Source organism: Streptomyces sp. NPDC088252, from assembly GCF_044740965.1.
GTDB lineage: Bacteria > Actinomycetota > Actinomycetes > Streptomycetales > Streptomycetaceae > Streptomyces.
The window spans coordinates 277,907-298,750 of sequence record NZ_JBIURS010000007.1 but is presented as its reverse complement, the minus strand read 5'-3'; the positions used below and the strand labels follow the sequence as shown (position 1 = coordinate 298,750).

The 20,844-nt window shown below is 69.9% G+C and carries 17 protein-coding genes and 2 pseudogenes; 6 read left to right on the top strand and 13 right to left on the bottom strand.

Going from position 1 to position 20,844, the window contains the following annotated elements; genetic code table 11:
* Positions 1-8: 8 nt before the first annotated feature.
* The gene (locus tag ACIOHC_RS17360; protein ID WP_351076504.1) at positions 9-1,088 is read right to left on the bottom strand and encodes a hydrogenase expression protein HypE; all 1,080 of its coding nucleotides are present in this window, start codon (positions 1,086-1,088) and stop codon (positions 9-11) included.
* Between the two features lie 48 nt (positions 1,089-1,136).
* Entirely contained in the window at positions 1,137-2,939 is a 1,803-nt protein-coding gene (locus ACIOHC_RS17355) for a hydrogenase maturation protein (protein WP_351076507.1), read from the bottom strand.
* A 554-nt stretch (positions 2,940-3,493) separates the two neighbouring features.
* On the opposite strand from ACIOHC_RS17355, the pseudogene ACIOHC_RS17350 reads away from it, so the two are divergent.
* Positions 3,494-5,528, top strand: a pseudogene (locus ACIOHC_RS17350) (transglycosylase domain-containing protein).
* A gap of 83 nt (positions 5,529-5,611) precedes the next feature.
* On the top strand, positions 5,612-6,823 hold the full coding sequence (locus ACIOHC_RS17345; protein WP_365690136.1) for a hypothetical protein: 1,212 nt from the start codon (positions 5,612-5,614) through the stop codon (positions 6,821-6,823).
* A 104-nt stretch (positions 6,824-6,927) separates the two neighbouring features.
* Here ACIOHC_RS17345 and ACIOHC_RS17340 read toward each other — a convergent pair whose 3' ends face one another.
* The 3 genes from ACIOHC_RS17340 to ACIOHC_RS17330 are packed head-to-tail and all read right to left on the bottom strand — an operon-like array spanning position 6,928 to position 9,687.
* The gene (locus ACIOHC_RS17340) at positions 6,928-7,965 is read right to left on the bottom strand and encodes an ABC transporter substrate-binding protein (RefSeq protein WP_351076512.1); all 1,038 of its coding nucleotides are present in this window, start codon (positions 7,963-7,965) and stop codon (positions 6,928-6,930) included.
* 53 nt (positions 7,966-8,018) lie between these two features.
* On the bottom strand, positions 8,019-8,882 hold the full coding sequence (locus ACIOHC_RS17335; RefSeq protein WP_351076515.1) for an ABC transporter permease: 864 nt from the start codon (positions 8,880-8,882) through the stop codon (positions 8,019-8,021).
* Positions 8,872-9,687, bottom strand: a complete 816-nt coding sequence (locus ACIOHC_RS17330; RefSeq protein ID WP_351076518.1) for an ABC transporter ATP-binding protein — start codon at positions 9,685-9,687, stop codon at positions 8,872-8,874. The genes ACIOHC_RS17335 and ACIOHC_RS17330 overlap by 11 nt, the downstream gene beginning before the upstream one ends.
* A 218-nt stretch (positions 9,688-9,905) precedes the next feature.
* Here ACIOHC_RS17330 and ACIOHC_RS17325 point away from each other — a divergent pair, with 218 nt between their 5' ends.
* The 4 genes from ACIOHC_RS17325 to ACIOHC_RS17310 all read left to right on the top strand — a co-directional run bounded on the left by ACIOHC_RS17325 (position 9,906) and on the right by ACIOHC_RS17310 (position 13,855).
* Positions 9,906-11,504, top strand: coding sequence for an ATP-binding protein (locus tag ACIOHC_RS17325; RefSeq protein ID WP_401843104.1), 1,599 nt, complete (start codon positions 9,906-9,908; stop codon positions 11,502-11,504).
* Positions 11,501-12,199: a response regulator gene (locus ACIOHC_RS17320; protein ID WP_351076524.1), complete on the top strand. Its 699-nt coding sequence runs from the start codon at positions 11,501-11,503 to the stop codon at positions 12,197-12,199. The genes ACIOHC_RS17325 and ACIOHC_RS17320 overlap by 4 nt, the downstream gene beginning before the upstream one ends.
* A 247-nt stretch (positions 12,200-12,446) precedes the next feature.
* A complete protein-coding gene (locus ACIOHC_RS17315; RefSeq protein WP_351076527.1) occupies positions 12,447-12,881 on the top strand; it encodes a DUF779 domain-containing protein in 435 nt (144 codons plus the stop codon).
* On the top strand, positions 12,878-13,855 hold the full coding sequence (locus ACIOHC_RS17310) for an alpha/beta fold hydrolase (protein ID WP_401843160.1): 978 nt from the start codon (positions 12,878-12,880) through the stop codon (positions 13,853-13,855). The genes ACIOHC_RS17315 and ACIOHC_RS17310 overlap by 4 nt, the downstream gene beginning before the upstream one ends.
* 55 nt (positions 13,856-13,910) lie before the next feature.
* Here ACIOHC_RS17310 and ACIOHC_RS17305 read toward each other — a convergent pair.
* From ACIOHC_RS17305 to ACIOHC_RS17270, 8 genes and pseudogenes are all read right to left on the bottom strand, one after another.
* Positions 13,911-14,328 (bottom strand): annotated as a pseudogene (locus tag ACIOHC_RS17305) (hypothetical protein); the annotation flags it as partial.
* A 320-nt stretch (positions 14,329-14,648) separates the two neighbouring features.
* A complete protein-coding gene (locus ACIOHC_RS17300; protein WP_351076529.1) occupies positions 14,649-14,843 on the bottom strand; it encodes a hypothetical protein in 195 nt (64 codons plus the stop codon).
* Between the two features lie 110 nt (positions 14,844-14,953).
* A complete protein-coding gene (locus ACIOHC_RS17295) occupies positions 14,954-15,895 on the bottom strand; it encodes a phosphatidylinositol-specific phospholipase C/glycerophosphodiester phosphodiesterase family protein (RefSeq protein WP_401843102.1) in 942 nt (313 codons plus the stop codon).
* Between the two features lie 135 nt (positions 15,896-16,030).
* A complete protein-coding gene (locus ACIOHC_RS17290; RefSeq protein ID WP_351076534.1) occupies positions 16,031-17,146 on the bottom strand; it encodes a ricin-type beta-trefoil lectin domain protein in 1,116 nt (371 codons plus the stop codon).
* 91 nt (positions 17,147-17,237) lie between these two features.
* A complete protein-coding gene (locus ACIOHC_RS17285; RefSeq protein ID WP_351076537.1) occupies positions 17,238-17,930 on the bottom strand; it encodes an ATP-binding cassette domain-containing protein in 693 nt (230 codons plus the stop codon).
* Positions 17,923-19,011 (bottom strand): oligopeptide/dipeptide ABC transporter ATP-binding protein, encoded by a 1,089-nt coding sequence (locus ACIOHC_RS17280; protein WP_401843101.1) that lies wholly within the window; start codon positions 19,009-19,011, stop codon positions 17,923-17,925. Before ACIOHC_RS17280 ends, ACIOHC_RS17285 begins: the two co-directional genes overlap by 8 nt.
* Positions 19,008-19,865 carry an ABC transporter permease gene (locus ACIOHC_RS17275; RefSeq protein ID WP_351076539.1) on the bottom strand — a complete coding sequence of 286 codons (858 nt, stop codon included), beginning with the start codon at positions 19,863-19,865 and terminating at the stop codon, positions 19,008-19,010. The genes ACIOHC_RS17280 and ACIOHC_RS17275 overlap by 4 nt, the downstream gene beginning before the upstream one ends.
* On the bottom strand, positions 19,858-20,823 hold the full coding sequence (locus ACIOHC_RS17270; RefSeq protein ID WP_351076569.1) for an ABC transporter permease: 966 nt from the start codon (positions 20,821-20,823) through the stop codon (positions 19,858-19,860). The genes ACIOHC_RS17275 and ACIOHC_RS17270 overlap by 8 nt, the downstream gene beginning before the upstream one ends.
* Positions 20,824-20,844: the final 21 nt, after the last annotated feature.

The window sequence follows — 20,844 nt, the reverse complement described above, 5'->3', positions numbered from 1 at the left end:
GGGCGTGGTCACCACGGGGGCCGGTAGCCGGTGCTCAGCCGGCCCCGCTTGTGCCGCCACTTCGGCTCCTTGTCCACGGTCTTCGCCGTGATCGTCCGGAGTCTGCGGACGACCGCCCCGTACGCACCGCTGGCGGTGCTGGAGAGCTTGGCGCCCGGGGGTTCGTCCATGAACGGCATGAACTTGTCGGGGAAGCCCGGCATGGTGCAGGCGATGCAGATGCCGCCGACGTTCGGACAGCCTCCGATGCCGTTCATCCAGCCGCGCTTGGGTACGTTGCACTTGACGACGGGTCCCCAACAGCCGATCTTGACCAGGCACTTGGGCGAGTCGTAGGTCTCGGCGAACTCTCCCTGCTCGTAGTAGCCGGCCCGGTCGCACCCTTCGTGCACGGTGGCACCGAACAGCCAGGTCGGCCGGAGTTTGTCGTCGAGCGGGATCATCGGAGCGGCGCCCGCCGCCTGGTACAGCAGATACGTCAGGGTCTCCGAGAAGTTGTCCGGCTGGATCGGGCAGCCGGGCACGCACACGATCGGGATACCGGCCTTCGACCTCCAGTCCCAGCCGAGGTAGTCGGGCACGCCCATGGCGCCGGTCGGGTTGCCGGCCATCGCGTGGATCCCGCCGTACGTGGCGCAGGTGCCGATGGCGACGACGGCCAGGGCCTTGGACGCCAGCCGGTCGATCCATTCGCTGGTGGTGATCGGCTGGCCGGTCTCCGGATCGTCGCCGAAGCCGCACCAGTATCCCTCGGGCTTGATCGTCTCGTTCGGGATGGAACCCTCGACGACCAGCACGAACGGGTCGATCTCGCCGCGCTCGCCCTTGAAGAACCACTCGATGAACGTGTCCGCACCACCCACCGGACCGCTTTCGAAGTCGATCAGCGGCCAGTGGACCTGGACCTTGGGCAGGCCGGGCAGCGCACCGGTCACGATCTCCTCGATGCTCGGCTGCATCGCGGCGGTCAGGGCCACCGAGTCGCCGTCACAGCTCAGCCCCGCGTTGATCCAGAGGATGTGGATCGGGGAGTCCTCCTCGGTGGCCGCGGCCTGTGCGTCCACGGTGTTCGACGTTGCTGCATCCATGAGGATGCCTCCCTGGAAAGAGACACACGAAGGCCGGCGGATCGGCCTTCACTGTTCTTCGTAGCAAGCACTCGGTGCGGGTGCCGCGTGGTGCGCCGCCAGTGCGGTGACGCCGTCCTTCCGACAGGACCGGCCGGCCGCGGGCGGGCCCGGGGTCTTCGGTTCGGACCCTGCCGGGGGACTCTTGAGCACGAACGCATGGCGCAGCGCGTGGTAGGAGGACCGTGGGTCGAAGAAGATCCGCCGCATCTCGGCCAGCTCCGCCGCCCGGTGGTCGGCCAGGGGTCGGCGGGCCTCGTCCCGGTCCCGTTCGGTCTTCTTGGCGGCGATGCGCGACAGGGCCGCCGGCGACTCGGCGAGCCGGCTCGCCAGCCGTACGACCTCGCCCGCGAAGGACTGCGCGTCGCAGTCGACCGTCCGGTCGGCCAGACCGAGCCGCACGGCGGACTCGGCGCTCACCGGCAGCGCCCGCCCGGTGAGGCGCTCGGCGGTTTCCTCCCCCACCCGGCGTGGCAACGTGTACGTCCAGTACTCGGAGCCGTACAGCCCCATCAGGCGGTAGTGCGGGTTCAGCACCGCTCCCGACCTGCACCAGACCTCGTCCGCCGCGAGCGCGAGCATGACCCCGCCCGCGGCCGCGTTGCCGCCGACCGCGGAGACCACGAGCCGGTCGGTGGTGGTCAGCACGGACTCCACGAGGTCGTCCATGGCGTTGATGTTCGCCCAGGACTCCTCGCCGGGGTCGGCGGCGGCCTCGATGACGTTGAGGTGGATCCCGTTGGAGAAGAAGTCCCGGGCGCCGCCCAGCACCAGTACCGAGGTGGGACGTCGACAGGCCAGCCGGTAGGCGTCGTGCAGGCGCCGGCACTGCGTCGTGCTCATCGCGCCTCCGGGGAAGGAGAACCTGAGGAAACCGGCCTGTCCCACCTCCCGGTAGCCGATGTCGCTCCAGCCGCGCCCGCGTTCCTCGTCGTACAGCGGCGCAGGGTGCTCCGGCAGTGCGGGCAGACGTCCGGCGAGAGCCGTCACAGCCGGCAGTTTGAACGTGGCGTCCCCGCCCGGTCTGCGGCGCGGGCGGAGTTCGGGGATCCACACCGCACCGTCGACCGTCGCGCGGCAGACGGCCTCCTCGCGTACGGCCACCAGTTCGCCCGGCCTGCCGCGCAGTTCGTGCTCGGGGTGTCCCCCGTGCAGGAACCACTCGCCCCCGAGCAGTTCGTCGAGCACCCCGGGGGAGGAATCGGCGGCCCGCAGCTTGCGCAGGACCGTCGCCGTGGAGTCCGACCGCCAGTCGATGCGGCGGTGTTCCTGGCGGAGGAACGGCCGGGTGCGGATACACAGCTCCTTGTCGCCGCCGGTCTGCGGACGGGGAACATACGTGCGGGACGCGAAGCGCTCGACGGCGCGGTGCACGGCCCGCGACGCGGCGTCGGAGACCTCGTTGCGGTAGAGGTCGCTCTTGCCCACCGCAGGCAGCGGAAAGGTCTCCGAGGCCCAGATGTCCCCAGCATCCATCTCCTCGCCGGCCTGCAGGACGGTCACGCCCCAGGTGTCCGCGCCCTCCTGGACGGCCCGGTCGAGGGAGGACGGCCCGCGGTCGCCCGGGGGGCCGGGGTGGACGACCATGCAGGTGTGCGCCGCCCATACGTCCCGAGGGATGGCGGTCTTCAGCAACGGGGCCAGGATGAGGTCGGGCGCGAACTCGCGCACCGCCCGCCGCAGCGACACGTCGCGCGCGGACGCGTCCAAAGTCGCGAGTTCCACCGCGACGGTATGGCCACCGTCCCTCAGTTCGGCATGAACACGCTGAGTGAGGCTGTTGAACGCGCTCGCCACGAGCAGGATGTGCACACCGGCCTCCCAACACCCCGGTCCGTCCCGGTCCGGGCGGATTCCGATGATGCGATGGTCGACCACTGACGATGCGTCACCAGTATGCGACCGGCCGTGAAGTCACCCGAAAGCGAACACTTCGGCCACCACTCAGGGGAACCCGGGCGCGAACCCGTCCCATTCCGGACCCAACTGCCCACCCACCGACGGCCGGTCGGGTCCGGGCGGCATGACCCGCCCCGGCGGCCTGTTATCTTTACGTGACTTCGCGACGCAACTCTCGGTCACGCTTTGGCCTTGGCTGCGGCGGAGTGGGCGAGGGCGGAGCCAGTGACCGCCCTCCGGGCGTTTCGGTCCGATCAGCAGCCGCACGGCCTGAACTGAACCTGAGGTTGCACATGCCGTACACCGGCCGGGACGAATGATTCCGCCGCCCGCCGATCGCGGGCAGACGTCCGCAGGGCCCCGGGAGGTCCGGCCTGCACGGAGTGCGGCGGACGAGCAGTGACCACTACACATGTACGGGCACGGTCGAAGTCAGCGGCCGGCCCGGCCTGTCATGGCTGGACGAAATGACACAGCACAACATATTCAGCAGAACGGCGCATGGCGCTCGGTCGTTACGCGCCCCTGGGACGGGACGCCGGAAACAGGCGAAGCGGCCACGTCCGCGCCTGCCGCGCAGACCCGACTATCCGCGCGCGGGCCGAAGCGGCTGGAGGCGATGGGTGCCCTCCTGGCGGTTGGTCACGGGCTCGTTCCTGATGCTCACCGCGACGCTCACGACCGTGGTGGGCATCGCCTACGCGCGGACGGACATCCCGGAGGATCTCAACGCCTTCGCGACCCAGCAGGACACCGTCTACTACTGGGCCGACGGTTCTCCCATGGCCCGTACGGGCTGGGTGAGCCGCCAGGAGATGCCCCTGTCCAAGATCCCCGACGATGTCCGGTGGGCCGTACTGGCAGCGGAGAATGCCGACTTCTACTCGGATCACGGCATATCGGCCCAGGGGATCACCCGCGCGCTGTGGCGCACGGTCGGCGAGGGAGACACCCAGGGCGGCTCGACCATCACCCAGCAGTACGTCAAGAACGTCTACCTCTCGCAGGACCAGTCCTTCTCCCGCAAGTTCACCGAGATGCTGCTCGCGGTCAAGCTCGACCGTTCGGGTGAGCAAGGACAAGATCCTTGAGGACTATCTGAACACCAGCTGGTTCGGACGGGGCACCTATGGTCTCCAGCGCGCGGCCCAGGCGTACTACGGCAAAGAGGTCACGCAACTCGACGCCAGCGAGGGCGCGTTCCTCGCGTCACTGCTCAAAGGGGCCTCGCTCTACGATCCCGCCGTCAACCCCCGCAACCACGCCCGCGCCGTCAAACGGTGGAAGTGGACGCTGGACCGAATGGTGGAGATCGGCAGGCTGAGCCCGGCCGAACGCGCCCGGTACACCACCTTTCCCGAGCCGAAGCCACCTCACAAGCCGAACACCACGGCCGGGCAGAACGGTTACCTGCTCCAGCTCGCCGAGTCGTACGCCAAACGCGCCGGGGACATCTCCGACGCGCGCTTCGACCTCGGCGGCTACCAGATCTACACGACGTTCGAGAAGCCGCGGATGAACGCCCTCACACAGGCCGTGAAGGAGGCGCGCGAGACACTCGATCCCAAGCAGCGCAAGGCCGATCGCCATGCCCGGTTCGGGGCCGCGTCCGTCGCCCCGGACGGCCGGATCCTCGCCGTGTACGGCGGACCGGACTTCGAGCGGCAGGCTTTCAACGAGTCCAACGCGAGCACCGTCCCGGCCGGTTCGGCATTCACGCCCTTCGTCTACGCCGCAGGTCTGGAGCACGGCGTCTCGCGCGAGCGCAACGGCCCCCGGACCGTCGTCACGCCCTCGACCATGTACGACGGTGACGACGACATCCCCGTCATGACCGCGGAGGGGCCGTACTGGGACCGCAGCGGCAAGATGGTCAAGGGCCACAACGACGGCAACCGCTCCTACGGCCGCATCAGTCTGCACGACGCCCTGGCGAAGTCCGTGGACTCCCCGTTCCTCCAGCTCGGCATGGATGCGGGACTGAAGCAGGTCCGCCGTACGGCCGAGGCGTCCGGACTGCTCCCGTCGAGCTTCGGTCCGCCCGTCCCTTCCTTCTCGATGGGCAATTCCACACCGAGCGCCATCCGTATGGCCGACGCCTACGGCATGTTCGCTGCGCACGGCATGCACACCGATCCGTACTCGGTCCGCAAGGTCACGCGCAACGGCGAGCCGGTCCGGCTCGATCTGCCGCGTGCGAAGCGCGCCGTACGCTCCGCCGTCGCCGACGAGGTCACCGCGTCCCTCGCACGACCCGGCGGGGAGAACGGTGTCGCCTCCGGCTCACCGGTCGCCGCCAAGGCCGGAACCACCGAGGACGACACCGCGCGCTGGTACGTCGGATACGACCGGGTCGCTGCCACGGCCGTGGTCATGTACCGCATGGACCTCACGAAGAGTCTCGCGCCTCTGCCGCTCAAGGGGATCGGCGGCACCTCCGCGAACGGCAAGAAGCTCCCGTCCCGGATCTGGAACACCTACACGGAAGCCATGACGAAGTGACAGACACCAGAGCAGAGACGGCCGTTCGCCGAATACGGGCCCGACTGACGCCCCGTGTCGCACTCGGGCTCTCGGCATGCCTCGTGACCTCGGTCACCGCGGTGGTCGTCCCGCTGACGTCCGGTGACTCGGACGGCCGGACACCGCAGCAGGGCACCAGCACCGTGGCCGCACCCACGCCCACCGCACGGGCGCATCGTGATGGTGACGGCAGGAGGAAGGAGGAGAAGTGGGACGGGAAGGTCAGGATTCTGGGGGACGGCTCCACGTCCTACACCGGTCCGCAGCCGCGCCAGTTGAAGGCCGAGCGCCTCAAGCCAGGTGAGAAGCCACCCCAGTTCGTGGTGTTCTCGTGGGACGGCGCGCTGGAGGGCGACGATCGCATGTTCTCGCGCTTCCGCCGTGCGGCGAAGGAGAGCAACGCGCACATGACGTTCTTCCTCACCGGCATCTACCTGCTTCCGAAGGAGAAGAGGAACCTCTACGAGCCACCCCAGCACAAACCCGGCGCGGCTGCGATCTCGTACCCGACGCGCGAGCACATCCGCATGACGCTGGAACAGCTCGGCGACGCCTGGCGGGAGGGGAACGAGATCGGGTCCCACTTCAACGGCCACTTCTGCGACAAGAAGGGCGGTGGGGACTGGAGCACGTCCGAGTGGATCAGTGAGATCAACCAGTTCTACTCCTTCGTGCAGAACTGGAAGACGAACACGGGCTTCACCGACCTCGATCCGCTGCCGTTCGACCCGACCCGCGAGGTCGTCGGCGGGCGGGCTCCCTGTCTCGAAGGCCAGAAGACCCTTCTGCCCGCGACCAAGCCCTTCGGCTGGCGTTACGACGCCAGCTCCCCGGGGGACTTCCAGATCTGGCCGTCCAAGAAGAACGGTGTCTGGGACCTTCCACTGCAGATGCTGCCGTTCCCCGGGAAGGACTTCCAGGTGCTGTCCATGGACTTCAACTTCCTCTACAACCAGTCGGAAGGCAGCACCGAGGGCGACCCCGCGAAGTTCCCGACGTGGCGCAAGGAGGTGCGGGACTCCTATGTCGCGGGATTCGAGCGGGTGTTCAACGGCAGTCGTGCACCACTGTTCATCGGAAATCACTTCGAGGGCTGGAACGGTGGAATCTACATGGACGCTGTCGAGGAGACGATGCGGGAGGTCTGCCCGCGCAAGGAGGTGCGCTGCGTGTCCTTCCGTGAACTGACCGACTGGCTCGACGCGCAGGACCCCGAGGTCCTCGCCCAGTGGCGCACGCTCGACCCCGCCCAGCCGCCGAACTGGAAGCAGTAGGCGGACGAACGCGGGAGGCGGAGCTCCGGCCGGACGACTCGCACGACGTGACGAGTCGTTCAGTGCCGGGCTCCGCCGGGTGCGGGCGTCATCGACGCCCGAGGTCAGCCCGCCTTCTTGACGAACTCCGTGGTGTACGTCTTGTCGAGGTCCACCTTCGCGTTCTTCAGGTTCGGGTTGAAGGCCTTCAGGACCCGCTCGACGGTGGCGGGGCCGTCCGCGGGCATGACACCGTCCGTGGTGAACATGGGCAGGGTGCTCTTGATCGCCTCCGCGTAGAGAGCCTTGCCGCCGCCCTGGGCGTAGTCGGCGGGCATCTTCGCGGCGATCTCGTCGGCGCTGTGCGTGGACATCCACTTCAGCGTCTTGACGAAGGCGTTGGCCAGCTTCTGCACGGTTTCCTTGTGGCTGTCGACCCACTCGGTCTGCATGTAGAGGCTGGAGGAGGGGTAGGGGCCGCCGAGCGCCTGCTGGGAGCCCTCGGGGGTCCGCATGTCGATGAGGACCTTGCCGAGCTTCTTGTCCAGGATGGTGGCGACGGTCGGGTCGGTAGTCATGCCGCCCTGGATGGATCCCTGCTGAAGCGCGGAGATGAACGTCTGCCCCGCTCCGACGGCCACGGGCGTGAAATCGCTGGTCTGCACGTCGTTGCTCACGGCAAGGTACTTCGTCAGGAAGTCGGTCGAGGAGCCGAGACCCGTCACTCCGAGCTTCTTGCCCTTGAAGTCCTTCGCCGACTTGATGTCACCCGCCGCCTGGTTCGAGACGATCTCGACCTCGCCGGGAGCATGGGAGAACTGGACGACCGACTCGACCTGCTTGCCCTTCACCTGAAGGTCCAGGGTGTGGTCGTAGAAGCCCACCGTGCCCTGGACATCGCCGGAGACCAGGGCCGTCTCCGCCTGGACACCCGCGGGCTCGGTCAGGAGCTGGACCGAGACCCCTTCCTCCTTGAAGTAGCCGAGCCGTTCGGTCAGCATCGCGGGCAGATAGATGACCTTGTCCAGGCCCCCGACCATGATCTTGACCTTGTCGTCCTTGCCCCCGGAGGCCGAGGTGGAGTCGCCGCCGCAGGCGGTCAGGGTGGTCAGGGCGAGCGCGCCGGCGACGGCTACGGCCGAGATCCGGATGGATGTGCGCATCTGATTCACGTCCTTGTGAAGAAGAAGTCGGGTGTACGGGTGTGCGGCGGGTGTCAGCGGGCGGTGTCGGCGTCGGCCGGCTTCCACCGGAACAGCCGCTTCTCCAGGAAGGTCAACAGGCCTTCGGCCAGCAGCGCGACGATGGCGAGGATGACCATCGCGGCGTAGACACCGGCCGCGTTGAAGGTGCCCTGGGAAGCGGCGACCAGCAGTCCGAGCCCCTTGGTGGCGCCGATGTACTCGCCGACGATGGCGCCGATGAGCGCGAAGCCGAAGCTCACATGAAGGCTGGTGAAGATCCACGACGTGGCCGAGGGGATGACCACCTGAAGGGTCACCTGGCGGTTGCTGGCGCCCAGGATGCGGGAGTTGGCGACGAGATTGCGGTCGACCTCCCTGGCTCCCTGGAACGCGTTGAAGAAGACGGGGAAGAACACGAGGACGACCGCGGAGGCGACCTTCGAGGCCGGGCCGAGGCCGAACCAGATGAGGAAGATCGGGGCGAGCACGATACGCGGCAGGGCGTTGAGCACCTTGATGTACGGGCCGAGGACGTCGGCGGCGAAGCGGACGCGGCCCAGCGCGATTCCGAGCAGCACACCGGCGATCACCCCGATGACCCAGCCGAGCAGCGCTTCGTAGAGCGTGTACCAGATCTGCTCCCAGAGGGAGCCCTGGGCCGTGCCGTCGACGACCCAGGTGCGGATCTGCTCCCAGATCTTCGACGGCATGGAGAAGTTGAACGGGTCGATGACCGCGGTGCGGGCCAGCCACTCCCACAGCCCGATGACCGCGAGGAGCACCGCGACCCGGCTCCCGAGCACCAGGTACTTGCGGTTCCGGGCGGCCCGCGCCCTGGCTTGGGTCCGTTCGGTCTTGGTGACGGGGGTGCTCGCGGTGATGGTTTCAGGCGACATTGAACGCGCCCCTCTCGCGGGTGATGCGGACCTCTTCGCCGAGCGAGGACCAGATCTCCCGGTAGATCTCGATGAACCGGGGTTCCAGACGCACCTGTTCGACCTTGCGGGGACGGGGCAGGTCGATCTCGAAGACTTCCTTGATCGTCGCCGGTCCCGCGGTCATGACCACGACCTTGTCGGCCAGCGCGATGGACTCCTCCAGGTCGTGGGTGACGAAGACGACGGAGGCGCCGGTGCCGGCCCACAGCTCCAGGAGTTCGTCCGACATCAGGGCCCTGGTCTGCACGTCGAGGGCGGAGAAGGGCTCGTCCATGAGCAGGATCTCGGGGTCGTTGACGAAGGTCGCCGCGAGGGCGACGCGCTTGCGCTGACCGCCGGACAGCTGGTGGGGATAGCGGTCCTCGAAGGAGGACAGCCCGACCCGGGCGAGCCACTCACGGGCCCGCTCCCTCGCCTCGGGCTTCGGTACGCCGCGGAAGCGGGGGCCCGCCATCACATTGGACAGGACGGTCCGCCAGGGGAAGACCGCGTCCTGCTGGAAGACGAAGCCGACCTTGTCGCCGATGCCGCGCACCGGTTCACCGCCCACCAGCACCTCGCCCTCGGTGGGCTCCTCCAGCCCGCTGACGAGCGTCAGGGTGGTCGACTTGCCGCATCCGGTGGGGCCCACGACGGCGACGAACTCGCCGCGCCCGATCGTGAGGTCCAGATCCCGTACGGCGGTGTGGAGCGCCCCCGACGGAGTCCGGAACGCTTTGCTCGCCCCCCGCAGCTCGATGGCGGGGCTCGTTTCGCTGTTCATGGAGCGGGACGCTAGGGGCGGCCCGGGAACGTGGGCACCCTTGCGCTCACAACTCCCGCTTCTGCCCATAACCCGCGGTTCTGCTCGTTTTGCTCGCGGTGCGACAACGAATACGCCACGAGGACTGGTCATGGGCGTCGGTGACGTTTACCTTGCGTTCACACGAGGACGAAACGGAGCATCAGGTTCCTGGTTGACGGAAGGCAGAGGGCGAGCGCATGCGGATTCACTGGCCCCGCCGTGTCTTCGCCCAGGTCCTGCTCACCCAGGTGGCCATCACCACGGGCGTGATCATGCTCGTCACCGGGCTCTTCCTCGCGCCCCTGCGCCACCAGCTCGACGACCAGGCGATGCGCCAGGCCCTGTCCATCGCCCAGACCGCCGCCGCCGAACCCGGTCTGGTGCGCAACCTGACGAGTACCGACCCCACCCCCACGGGGCCGGTGCAGGCCGAGGCCGAACGGATGCGGCGGGCCACCGGAGCGCTCTACATCGTGGTCATGGACACCCGCGGGGTGCGCTGGTCGCACACGGAGACCGAGCAGATCGGCAGGCACGTCTCGACCGACCCCAGCACGGCGCTGGCCGGCCGGGAGATCATGCAGATCGACAACGGAACCCTGGGGCGCTCGGCACGCGCGAAGGTCCCGCTGCGGGACAGCGGACACACCATCGTGGGCGCGGTCTCGGTGGGCATCGCCTACGACAGCGTCCACACGCGGCTGCTCGAAGCCATCCCCGGTCTGCTGCTCTACTCCGGGGCTGCGCTCGCCGCCGGCGTGCTGGCCGCGCTGGCCGTCTCCCGGCGGCTGCAGCGCAGCACCCACGGCCTTGCCTTCGCCGACATCTCCGCGTTGCTGGACGAGCGCGAGGCCATGCTGCACAGCATTCGCGAGGCGGTTCTCGCCCTCGACGCCCGGGGCCGGATCCGGCTGCTCAACGACGAGGCGCAGCGGTTGCTGGAACTGGACCAGGAGGCCGTGGGACGCACGCTGGGCGAGGTGCTGCCGCCGGGCCGTACGTCGGAGGTGCTGGCGGGACGGGTCGATGGTGCCAACCTGATCACCGTCTGCAACGGTCGCGTGCTGATCGCCAACCGCATGCCCACCGGTGACGGCGGAGCCGTCGTCACCCTTCGTGACCGCACCGAGCTGGAGCTGCTCGGCCGCGAACTGGACTCCACGCACGGGCTGCTGGACGCGCTGCGCGCCCAGGACCACGAGCACGCGAACCGGCTGCACACCCTGCTCGGGCTGCTGGAGCTCGGAAGGCACGAGGCCGCGGTGGAGTTCGTCGCGGAGGTGGCCAATGGTCACCGGGCCTCGGCGGAGCAGGTCGCGGAACGCGTCAACGATCCGCTGATCTCGGCGTTGCTGGTGGGCAAGTCGGCGATCGCGGCGGAGCGGGGCGCGTCCCTGCTCGTCTCGCCCGCCACCCGGCTCCCGGACGTGGTGGTGGACCCGCGCGATCTGGTGACGGTCCTCGGCAACCTCATCGACAACGCCCTGGACGTCGCCTCGCTCATCGAGGTCGAGCTGCTCGCCGAGGGCACCACCGTGGTCCTGCGGGTCAGCGACAACGGCCCCGGGGTGCCGCCCGACATGCGCGAGCACATCTTCACCGAGGGCTGGTCCACCAAGGAGTCCCCCGCGCACCGCGGACGCGGGCTCGGTCTGGCGCTGGTGCGCAGGCTGGCCGAGCGCTACGGTGGCGCGGCTCGCGTCACGGCCCGGGCCGGTGGTGGCGCCGTCTTCACCGTCGTCCTGCCCGAGGCACTCAGCGTCCGGACGCTGACCGAAGTGGGAGATTTGCGATGATCGATGTCCTGGTGGTGGACGACGACTTCCGTGTCGCCGAGATCAACTCCGCCTATGTGGCGAAGGTTCCCGGTTTCCGCGTCATCTCGCGCGCGCACAGCGCCGCGCAGGCACTGGCCTTCCTGGAGCGCGAACACGTCGACCTCGTCCTTCTCGATCACTATCTTCCGGACGAGACGGGGCTGACCCTGGTCCGGCGGCTGCGCCAGCTCGGCCATCCGGCCGATGTGATCATGGTGACCGCGGCCCGTGACATAGCGACCGTCCGGGCCGCGATGCGGTACGGCGCGCTGCAGTACCTGGTCAAACCGTTCAGCTTCGCCGGTCTGCGGGCCAAGCTGGAGAGCTACGCCACCCTGCGCCGGACCCTCGAAGGCGTGGGGGGTGGTCGCGGCGAGGCGGGCCAGGAGCAGGTCGACCAGATCTTCAGCGCGCTGCGCACGGCGGAGTCCGGCCCCGCGGCGGGTCTGCCCAAGGGTCACTCCGCACCCACGGCCGACGTCATCCGCCATGTCCTGTCGGCCGCCGACGAGCCACTGTCCGCACACGAGGTCGCCGCACGGGCGGGCCTGAGCCGCTCCACCGCCCAGCGGTACCTCAAGTACCTGGAGGGCGCGGGCCGCATCATCCTCAGCCTCAAGTACGGTGACACCGGCCGGCCCGAACACCGATACGCCTGGTCGAAGGCGAGCTGACGGGAACGTCCGACGAGCACCACCGTCGTCACCATGAGGGGAACCGGGGCCGCGCCCGGGTGCGGCCGCTCGACCGCCGTCCGTGCCGGCGGGGGCGGGCCGGAGACGGATCGATACCTGCGGCGAATGGAATGACAGTCGGACCCCTGCCTTCGCACGCCCCTTGCCGAACGGAACCGGACTGGTAGCGTTCGCACCGATCGTCCCAGCCGACCGGTGCGCCATCCGATGCGACAAGGGCTGATGCATGAACCGAGACGAGACGCAGAATCCGTTCCCGGGCCGACCGGACGAGGAGTCCCCGACGAGGGCGCCCACGACGAGCCGACCGGACGCGCCGCCGGTGGAACTCACCCCCGCGGCCGCGGATCTGGTGCGCCGGTTGCGCGAGACGCACGGCCCGTTGATGTTCCATCAGTCGGGCGGTTGTTGCGACGGCAGTGCGCCCATGTGCTACCAGGACGGTGAGTTCCGCACCGGCGGCTCCGACGTGCTGTTGGCCTCGCTCGACGTCGACGGGGTGTCGGAGCGCGTGCCGTTCTGGATGTCGAGGAGTCAGTTCGAGGTGTGGGCGCACACACGGCTGATCATCGATGTGGTGGAGGGGCGGGGCAGCGGATTCTCCCTGGAGGCCCCGGAGGGCGTGCGCTTCCTGATCCGGTCCCGGCTGGTCGGCTCCTGAGGAGGCGCCGCGCACCGGCCATTTGCCGGAGCGGCAAGAATGCTTGTGGGTACGGCGGCACCGGCCCGCTGGTCCTGCTGATCCACGGCTTCCCCGAGTCGTGGTATGCGTGGCGCCACCAGTTGCCGGCCATCGCCGCGGCGGGCTTTCGCGCCGTCGCCGTCGATGTGCGTGGCTACGGACGCTCGTCGAAGCCCTGTGAGGCGGCGGCGTACCGGATGGCGGACCACGTCGCCGACAATGTCGGCGTCGTCCACGCACTCGGTGCACGGTCCGCGACGGTCGTGGGCCACGACTGGGGTTCGACGATCGCGGCCGGCAGCGCGCTGCTCATGCCCGAGGTCTTCACCTCCGTGGCCCTGCTCAGCGTCCCCTACGCACCGCGGAACGGTCACCGGCCGACCGAGGTCTTCAGCCGGATCGGTGGTGACGAGGAGTTCTACGTCAGCTACTTCCAGACCCCGGGACGGGCCGAGGCGGAGATCGAACCCGATGTACGCGGCTGGCTGGCCGGGTTCTACGCCGGGCTCTCCTCCGACACGATGCCGTCGGGCGGTGAGGGCAGTCTCTTCTTCGTCCCGCCAAAGGCACGGCTCCGCGACCGGATCCCCTCCGGCGCCCGCCCTTCCTGGCTGAGCGAGGCCGATCTCGATTTCTACGCGGCGGAGTTCGAGCGGACCGGCCTGACCGGGGCGCTCAACAGGTACCGCAACGTCGACCGTGACTGGGAGGACCTCGCGGCCTGGGACGGCGCGCCGATCGAACAGCCCTCGCTGTTCATCGGCCGGGAACTCGACGCGTCGACCACCTGGATGGCCGACGCCGTCGAGAGCTTCCCCGAGACCCTGCCCGGCCTGGTCTCCTCCCACATCCTGCGGGGGTGCGGGCACTGGATCCAGCAGGAGCGCGTCGCCGACGTCAACCGGCTGCTCACCGAATGGCTGGGGTCGCCTCAGGTGCGCGCCGCCGGCTGAGCCCGGGGGGCGGCCCCGGTCACTCCGTGTCCCGAACCGAGACGATTCCGTTCTGCCCGGTGAGGTCCCGGTCGTCGTCGACGACGAAGCGCCAACTCCCGTCCGCCGTACACGCGTGGGCGATCGCAGGATGTGCTGCCGGGTGTCGGCGAGGACCACGCGGTTCTCGCCGTCGAGTAGAAGCAGGCACCGCCCGACGTGTGCTTGAAGATCTTCGAGAAGTCGAGGCGGGTGATGGCCTCGACGGTCGAGGAGCGCTGCACGAGCTCGTACTCGGCCAGGGTGTCGAAGGTGCGCGGATCGAGGAGCTTGAGCAGGAACCCGGTGAATGTGCCGCACACGGTGATCAGCCGGCCCGCCGAGTCCAAGGTGGCGGTGGCGCACGCCCCGCCGAGCGGGGCGATCTTCTCGCTGCGTGCTGAGGGGCTCCGGCCGAGGGGGCCCGGGTACGGATGGGTGCCGCTGCCCGCAGCGGGGTCACGCCGCCGCCCGACGCTGGAAGTGAGCGCTGTTTCATGCCCGCTTCACGGCATCGCAATACGGCACGTCCCGAGATGACCGGGGTCGGCACCAGGGCCCGACTCCCGTGCAGCGGACGGCCGTTCGCCCGTGACAGCCGTCGAAAACACCCCGCTGGGGCGTGTGCGCCGGGCGCAGGAGGTGGCGCGGGCGATCGTCCTCGACGGGCGCAATCGCGGCCTGGGCCGGGGCCCGGGACCGTCCGGCGGTCGCACTCCACGAGATGTCCGGTGACCGCGCCCGCCGGGCCCGGTCACCGGACGGGACGCCGAAGTCAGGGCTTGAGACCGCTGACGACGTCGGCCGTGGCCGTCAGCCCGTTCTGAATGGTCGGCGCCATGCTCGTCCCCGCGAGGAAGAACCCGAGCATGGCGCAGACCACCGCGTGTGAGATCTTCAGCCCTCCAGTACGGAGGAAGATCACCGCAAGGATCAGCAGAAGCAACACCAGTGAGATCGAAATAGCCATGGCCAACCTCCTCAGCCGCGCCGGAATTGCGGCATTCGGCCGCCAGTGTGGCGCAGCAAGGAGGCCATCCGGCGGACTGGCGTGTCCGCCATACGGGTGTTGACTGGCTGTCACATCGCGCGCGATGCGGCCGGTCGGCCACCGAGGGGTGCGGTACCGGTCCGGGCGTCCCTGTCATGGGTACGCAGGAAGTGTTCCAGCCCCGCCAGGTCGTCGGTGTTGAGGTGGTCGACGTCGGCCGCCAGCAGTTCGGTCCACACGGCGTCGCGCTCCGGCCCCGGCACGTCGGGCGTGGCCCAGAAGCGGACGCGTCGGCCGCTCCGGTGGGCCGCGGCGACGAGGGAAAGCAGTTTGTCGCGTTCCGCCGCGGGGAAGGAGCCCGCTCCGCGCCAGACGAAGCTGTCGCTCCAGCTGCCGCTGATGAGCGGGATGAACGAGGCGTCGGCCGCGGCCCCGAGGTCGTCGGGCCGGCCGTCGTAGAAGGCGTACCGTGTGCGCTGCGCCTCCATCGGGGCGCGGGCGACGCGGTCACCGGAGACGACGGCCGTGATCGCTCCGGGCCGTACCCGGCCGTGGTGATACGTCGTCAGCATCTCTCGGTAGTGACGGAGTTGCCGGTGCAGTTCGAGGTAGGCGGCCGCCCCGTCGGTCTTGATGTCGATCAGCAGTTGCACGGAATCGCGGTAGCCGGGGTGGACCGTGCCGTGCTGGGCCCGGACCCTGCCCAGCAGCGGGTCGAGGTAGAGCGAGGCGAGGGTGCGGGCTGGGTCGAGGTCGGCGACCTCGTGGGCGACCAGCAGCTCGCCGTCCACCAGGAAGACGTCGGCCTCGACGCTGGTGAAACCGTGGGCGAGTGCGTCGTACAGGGGGTGCGTGTGCAGGTAGTCGTTGTGTGCGTGGGCCCGGCGCAACGGGCGCGGGCGGTGCCTGCCCGCGGCCGAGGGCGCGGCGGACACATCGGACGCGGCGGCCGTCTGCGGAGTCGGCACCGCACCTGCGGCCACGGTGGCGAGCGCGGTGCTGACGACGCTTCGACGGGTCGGGAACGCCATGGGTTCTCCCGGGGACGAGGGGGTGGGCCGGACGGTCGGACGCGACCGAGTATGGAGCCGGAATTCCCTCGACGAGGCCCCACCGCACAAGAGTTGACCGGATCGTCCCGCCCTCGTCGCCTGCTGTTCGCCGGGTCAGGCGGGGACGGCCCAGCGTTGGTTGGCGCCGCCGCCGCAGGTGTGGACGATGAGCGGGGTGCCGTTGGCGCTGCCGCCTCCGTAGGCGTCGAGGCACTGCCCGGTGGCGGGATTCACCAGGGCCGTGCCGCTCAATCGCCACTGCTGGGCGGCCGAGCCGTCGCAGGCGGCGGTCCGTACATCCGTGCCGCTCACGGTCATGCAGGTGAACTGGGCGCGAAGGGTGCCGTCGGCGGACCGCACCCAGTTCTGATTGTTGCCGCCGCTGCAGCTCCAGAGGTTCAGCTGAGCTCCGACGGTGCCGCCGGGGATGTCGACGCAGGCACCTCCTGTGCCGGTGATCGATCCGGACGACGAGTTGCCGATGCCGTCCTCGTGCACGCTCCCCCCGCTCTGCCCGGACACCTCGGCATCACTGGAGCAGGTGCTGCTGACGCTGGTGGAGCCGAGGGCGGCCGTGACGGTACCGCCGCCCGACGTGCCGGTGGGGAGGTCGAGGAATGCCTTGGAGTAGGGCGAGTCGGCGCAGGTGGCGGCGTTGTCGTTCCAGTCGAAGTACTCGACCCAGTCGACCATGCCGCCCGGCGCGACCGCCGCACCCGAGCCCACTTGGAGGCTGCCGAGGACGAATGACGTACCGGCGGTGACATCGCTGACCGTGGCCTTATACCAGCCTGCTGTCGTGTCCGGTGCGACGCGGTACCGGTAGTGGTGCCCGGCGGTGAAGCGTTCGCCCAGCCGGCAGGTGTATCCGGCACCGCCCTCGGTGAAGGTCTGACAGTACGTGCCGGCGCTTCCCGCCCGGCCTCCGGTGGAGTCCCAGAGGGAGAAGAGGAACAGACCTGTTCCTGAGCGGTTGCGCTGCATGCCGATGTAGCCGCCGACCCCGTTGGTGAAGCCGAACTGGTGGGACCAGAAGACGTTCGCCCGGCCGGGGTCGGACTGGACGGTCGTTCCGAAGGTGACCTCGTCCAGGGCCGACGTCCCGGCCGGGAACGTGTAGTTGCTGTACGACCCCGGGGTCCGGCCGGACGCGACGGACGGTCCGGCCGACCCCAGGCAGGCGGCGACGACAAGGATCACCGCCATGACGACGACGCGTGCTCTGCGCATGTCCCACTCCTCCTGCCCGACGGACCCGATGAGCGACTAGCCATGAACTCGTCAAGCATGATGGCGTGGGCACCACGCGATGGGCATGGACTTATCCGGTCGGACCCATGGACTCCCGCGATGCTCCCGGTCCGGAGATCTCCTGCCAGCCCACCGTGCGGTCGCACCAGCGTTCCAGCAGCACCCGGTCGTGGCCGACGGCCAGCAGTCCGGCCCCGTGCTCGCGTCGGTACGCCTCGACCACCGCGACCAGTGCGGCCGTCGTCGACGCGTCGAGCATCGCGGTCATCTCGTCGCAGATCAGCCAGCGTGGCCGCAGGACCAACGCCCTTGCCAGGCAGGCACGCTGCAACTGACCGTCGCTCACCTCGTGCGGGCGCCGGTCCAGCAGCTCGGTCGTGAGCCCGACGGCCGGTGCAAGCTCGGCCACCCGGTCCGGCACCTCCGTGCGCCGCCCGGTCGCCCGCAGCGGTTGGGCGATGAGTTCACGCAGACTGAGCCGGGGGTCGGCCGAGAGCCGGGGCTGCTGGAAGACGACGCCGACTGCCGTGCGCTGGGCACGCGGGGCGCCGTGCCGCCAGCCCCGCACCGGTCGGCCGTCGAGCGTGACCGTACCGGCGTCCGGCCGGTGCAGCAGGGCGGCGACCCTGGCCAGGGTGGATTTGCCGCAGCCGCTCGGGCCGAGCAGCCCGACGGACTCCGAGGGGGCGACCGCCAGCGAGGCATCGCGGACGACGGGGTCGCGGGGATCGTATCCGGCGGTGACACACGTGAGTTCAAGCATGGGCGGACTCCTCCGCGTCTGCCCGCGCACCGTGGTGGCAGGCGAGATGGCCGTCGAACGGGGGCGGTACGGAGCACCGGTCGTCGGCGCGGCCGCAGCGGGGCGCGAACGCGCAGCCGTCGGGCAGCGCTCCGAGCTCCGGTGGCATCCCGGGAATGGCGGTGAACGCGCGCTCGGGCAGGGCGTCGAGCAGACCGCGGGCGTACGGGTGACGCGGACCCGGCTCACCGAAGAACCGGTCGGCGTCGTCGAGCTCGATGATGCGGCCCGCGTACATCACGGCGACCCGGTCGGCGATCCGTTCGGCCGCCGCCAGGTCATGGGTGATGATCAGCAGCGCCCGGCCCCCGTCGGTGTGACGGCGCAGTTCGTCCACGGTCCGCTCGACCAGGTCGCGGTCGAGTCCGGTGGTCGGTTCGTCGGCCAGGAGCACGGGCGCGTCACCGATCAGGGCGAGCGCGGTGGCGGCGCGCTGGGCGAGTCCGCCGGAGAGCTGGTGCGGATGGTTGTCCAGGTGGCCGGCCGGAAACGCGGCACGTGCGGCGGCCTGCTCCGCCGCCGCACGCAGCGCCGGCTTCCGGATGCCGGTCAGCTCGCGGAGGGTCTCCTCCAGTTGGGCCCGCACCGTACGGACCGGGGTGAGGTGGGCCGCGGGGCTCTGCGGTACGAGCGCGACGCGGCGGCCCCGTACCGTGCGGGCGAGCGTCCGCTCATCGGCGGTGAGAAGCTCGGTGCCGTCACCGAGCACCGCCGAGCCCGTCGTGCGCGCGTTGCCGGGGAGCAGCCCCAGCAGCGCGGAGGCGAGTACGGACTTGCCGCAGCCGCTCTCGCCGACCAGGGCCAGGCACTCCCCCGCGGCAAGGTCGAAGTGGGCGTCGCTGACGGCCGCGACCTGCCGTCCGCCGCGCATCCGGAAACGGACGGAGAGCCCGCGGACGGAGAGCACCGGGGCCCGCGTGCCCGGCGCCCGCGGATCCGGAGCCTGGGGGTCCGGAGCCTGGGGGTCCGGAGCCTGGGGGTCCGGAGCCTGGGGGTCCGGAGCCTGGGGGTCCGGAGCCTGGGGGTCCGGGTTGGTCTTCACAGCATCAGCTCCGATCGGCGTCGGGGGTTGATCCGTTCCCGCCAGGCGCCGGCGAGACCTGCCAGAGCGAGGGTCGGAACGATCAGGAACAGACCGGGGAAGAGCGTCGGCCACCAGTCCCCGGCGAGCAGCGAACCGCGCGCCTGCTGCACGAGGTTGCCCAGGCTCGCCTGATGAGTGGGAAGTCCGAGCCCCAGGAAGGAGAGGGCGGACTCGTGCCACATGGCGTGCGGCACCATGAGCACCGCCGCGAGACCCGCCTGCGGCAGCACCGCGGGCAGCAGATGCCGGACGACGACCCGCCCGCGCGAGGCGCCGCCGGATATCGCCGCGTCGATGAACGGCCGCGAACGCAGCGACAGCACTTCGGACCGGACGATCCGGGCCGTCGAGAGCCAGTGCGTGAGGGCGACGGACACGATCACCGGTCCGACGCCTGGCCGGAACATCGCGACGACGAAGATGCCGAGCAGCAGATGCGGTACGGACGAGAAGGTGTCCACGAGTCGCATGACGATCCGGTCGGTCCACCCCCCGAACGCGGCGGCGAGCGCGCCGACCGCGGTCCCGATGACGGTGGCGGTGAGCCCGGCGACGATACCGACGAGCAACGAGACACGGAGCCCGTAGACACACCGCAGGAGCAGGTCGCGGCCGACGTCGTCGGTGCCGAACGGGTGCTCCCGGGACGGGGGCCGGAGTTTCGCCGTGAGGTCGACGGCCTGCTGGTCGAGCTGGACCAGCGGCGGTACCAGGAGGACCGCGAGCAGCACCGCGGCGACGATTCCGGCGGAGCTGACGACGCGGATGCGGCGGGTGGTGCGGCGGGCGTTCCCGAGGACGAGTTCAGCCATCGAAGCCCACTCTCGGGTCGGCGAGCGCGTACAGCAGATCGGAGAGGAGGTTGCCGAGGACGACGGCCGCGGTGGCGAGCACCGTGAGTGCGGCGAGCAGCGGGAAGTCGACGGAGGTGGCGGCCTGCACGGTGGCGGCGGCGATGCCGGGCCAGCTGAAGACCGTCTCGACGAGCAGGGCGCCGGTGATGAGTTCGGGGACGCGGGAGCCGATGAGGGTGAGCATCGGCAGCATCCCGGAACGCAGCGCGTGGCCGAGCAGCACGGTGCGTTCACGCAGTCCGCGGGCACGGGCCCCGCGCACCGGGTCCTCGTCGAGCGCGTCGGCGACGCCCTGTCGTACGTAGAGGAAGAACCAGGGCAGTTGGGAGATCCCGAGCACGGCCGCGGGGAGCACCAGATGGGTGGCGACCTGGCCGAAGGTGACCGTGTCACTGGCCGCGTCGGTGAGGCCGCCGGCCGGGAGCGCATCGAGTTTCAGGGCGAAGAACCAGATGGCGAGCAGTCCGAGCCAGAAGGCCGGGGCGGCTTCGAGCGTGTACGCGGCCGAGCTGACACACCGGTCGAGGAGGCCGCCCGGCCTGCGCGCGGCCAGCACACCGAGGCCGGTTCCCAGGACGACGGCGACGAGGAAAGCGGTCGCGGCGAGCAGCACGGACCAGCCCAGGCGTTCGCCGATGACCTCGGTGACCGGTTGACGCATCACGCTGGAGTCGCCGAGATCGCCGCTCAGCGCGGAGGTCAGCCAGTTCCACCAGCGGGTCACGAGGGGCTGGTCGACGCCGAGGTTGGCCCGCAGCTGGTCGAGGTTCTCCTGCGAGGCCGTGAGGCCCGCGGTGCCCGCGTACGCCTTGACCGGGTCGAAGGGGGAGGCGGCGGCCACGGCGAAGACACCGAACGTCACGACGGCCAGGACGGGGACGGCGAGCAGTAGCCGCCGTCCCGCCATCCTGCCCATCGGCCCCCAGGGGAGGCGGTG

Bases quoted from the DNA above. Each gene is read 5' to 3' on its own strand.
- ACIOHC_RS17360 (WP_351076504.1), bottom strand. From the start codon at position 1,088: ATGGATGCAGCAACGTCGAACACCGTGGACGCACAGGCCGCGGCCACC.
- ACIOHC_RS17340 (WP_351076512.1), bottom strand. From the start codon at position 7,965: ATGCGCACATCCATCCGGATCTCGGCCGTAGCCGTCGCCGGCGCGCTC.
- ACIOHC_RS17335 (WP_351076515.1), bottom strand. From the start codon at position 8,882: ATGTCGCCTGAAACCATCACCGCGAGCACCCCCGTCACCAAGACCGAA.
- ACIOHC_RS17330 (WP_351076518.1), bottom strand. From the start codon at position 9,687: ATGAACAGCGAAACGAGCCCCGCCATCGAGCTGCGGGGGGCGAGCAAA.
- ACIOHC_RS17325 (WP_401843104.1), top strand. From the start codon at position 9,906: ATGCGGATTCACTGGCCCCGCCGTGTCTTCGCCCAGGTCCTGCTCACC.
- ACIOHC_RS17320 (WP_351076524.1), top strand. From the start codon at position 11,501: ATGATCGATGTCCTGGTGGTGGACGACGACTTCCGTGTCGCCGAGATC.
- ACIOHC_RS17315 (WP_351076527.1), top strand. From the start codon at position 12,447: ATGAACCGAGACGAGACGCAGAATCCGTTCCCGGGCCGACCGGACGAG.
- ACIOHC_RS17300 (WP_351076529.1), bottom strand. From the start codon at position 14,843: ATGGCTATTTCGATCTCACTGGTGTTGCTTCTGCTGATCCTTGCGGTG.
- ACIOHC_RS17295 (WP_401843102.1), bottom strand. From the start codon at position 15,895: ATGGCGTTCCCGACCCGTCGAAGCGTCGTCAGCACCGCGCTCGCCACC.
- ACIOHC_RS17290 (WP_351076534.1), bottom strand. From the start codon at position 17,146: ATGCGCAGAGCACGCGTCGTCGTCATGGCGGTGATCCTTGTCGTCGCC.
- ACIOHC_RS17285 (WP_351076537.1), bottom strand. From the start codon at position 17,930: ATGCTTGAACTCACGTGTGTCACCGCCGGATACGATCCCCGCGACCCC.
- ACIOHC_RS17275 (WP_351076539.1), bottom strand. From the start codon at position 19,865: ATGGCTGAACTCGTCCTCGGGAACGCCCGCCGCACCACCCGCCGCATC.
- ACIOHC_RS17270 (WP_351076569.1), bottom strand. From the start codon at position 20,823: ATGGGCAGGATGGCGGGACGGCGGCTACTGCTCGCCGTCCCCGTCCTG.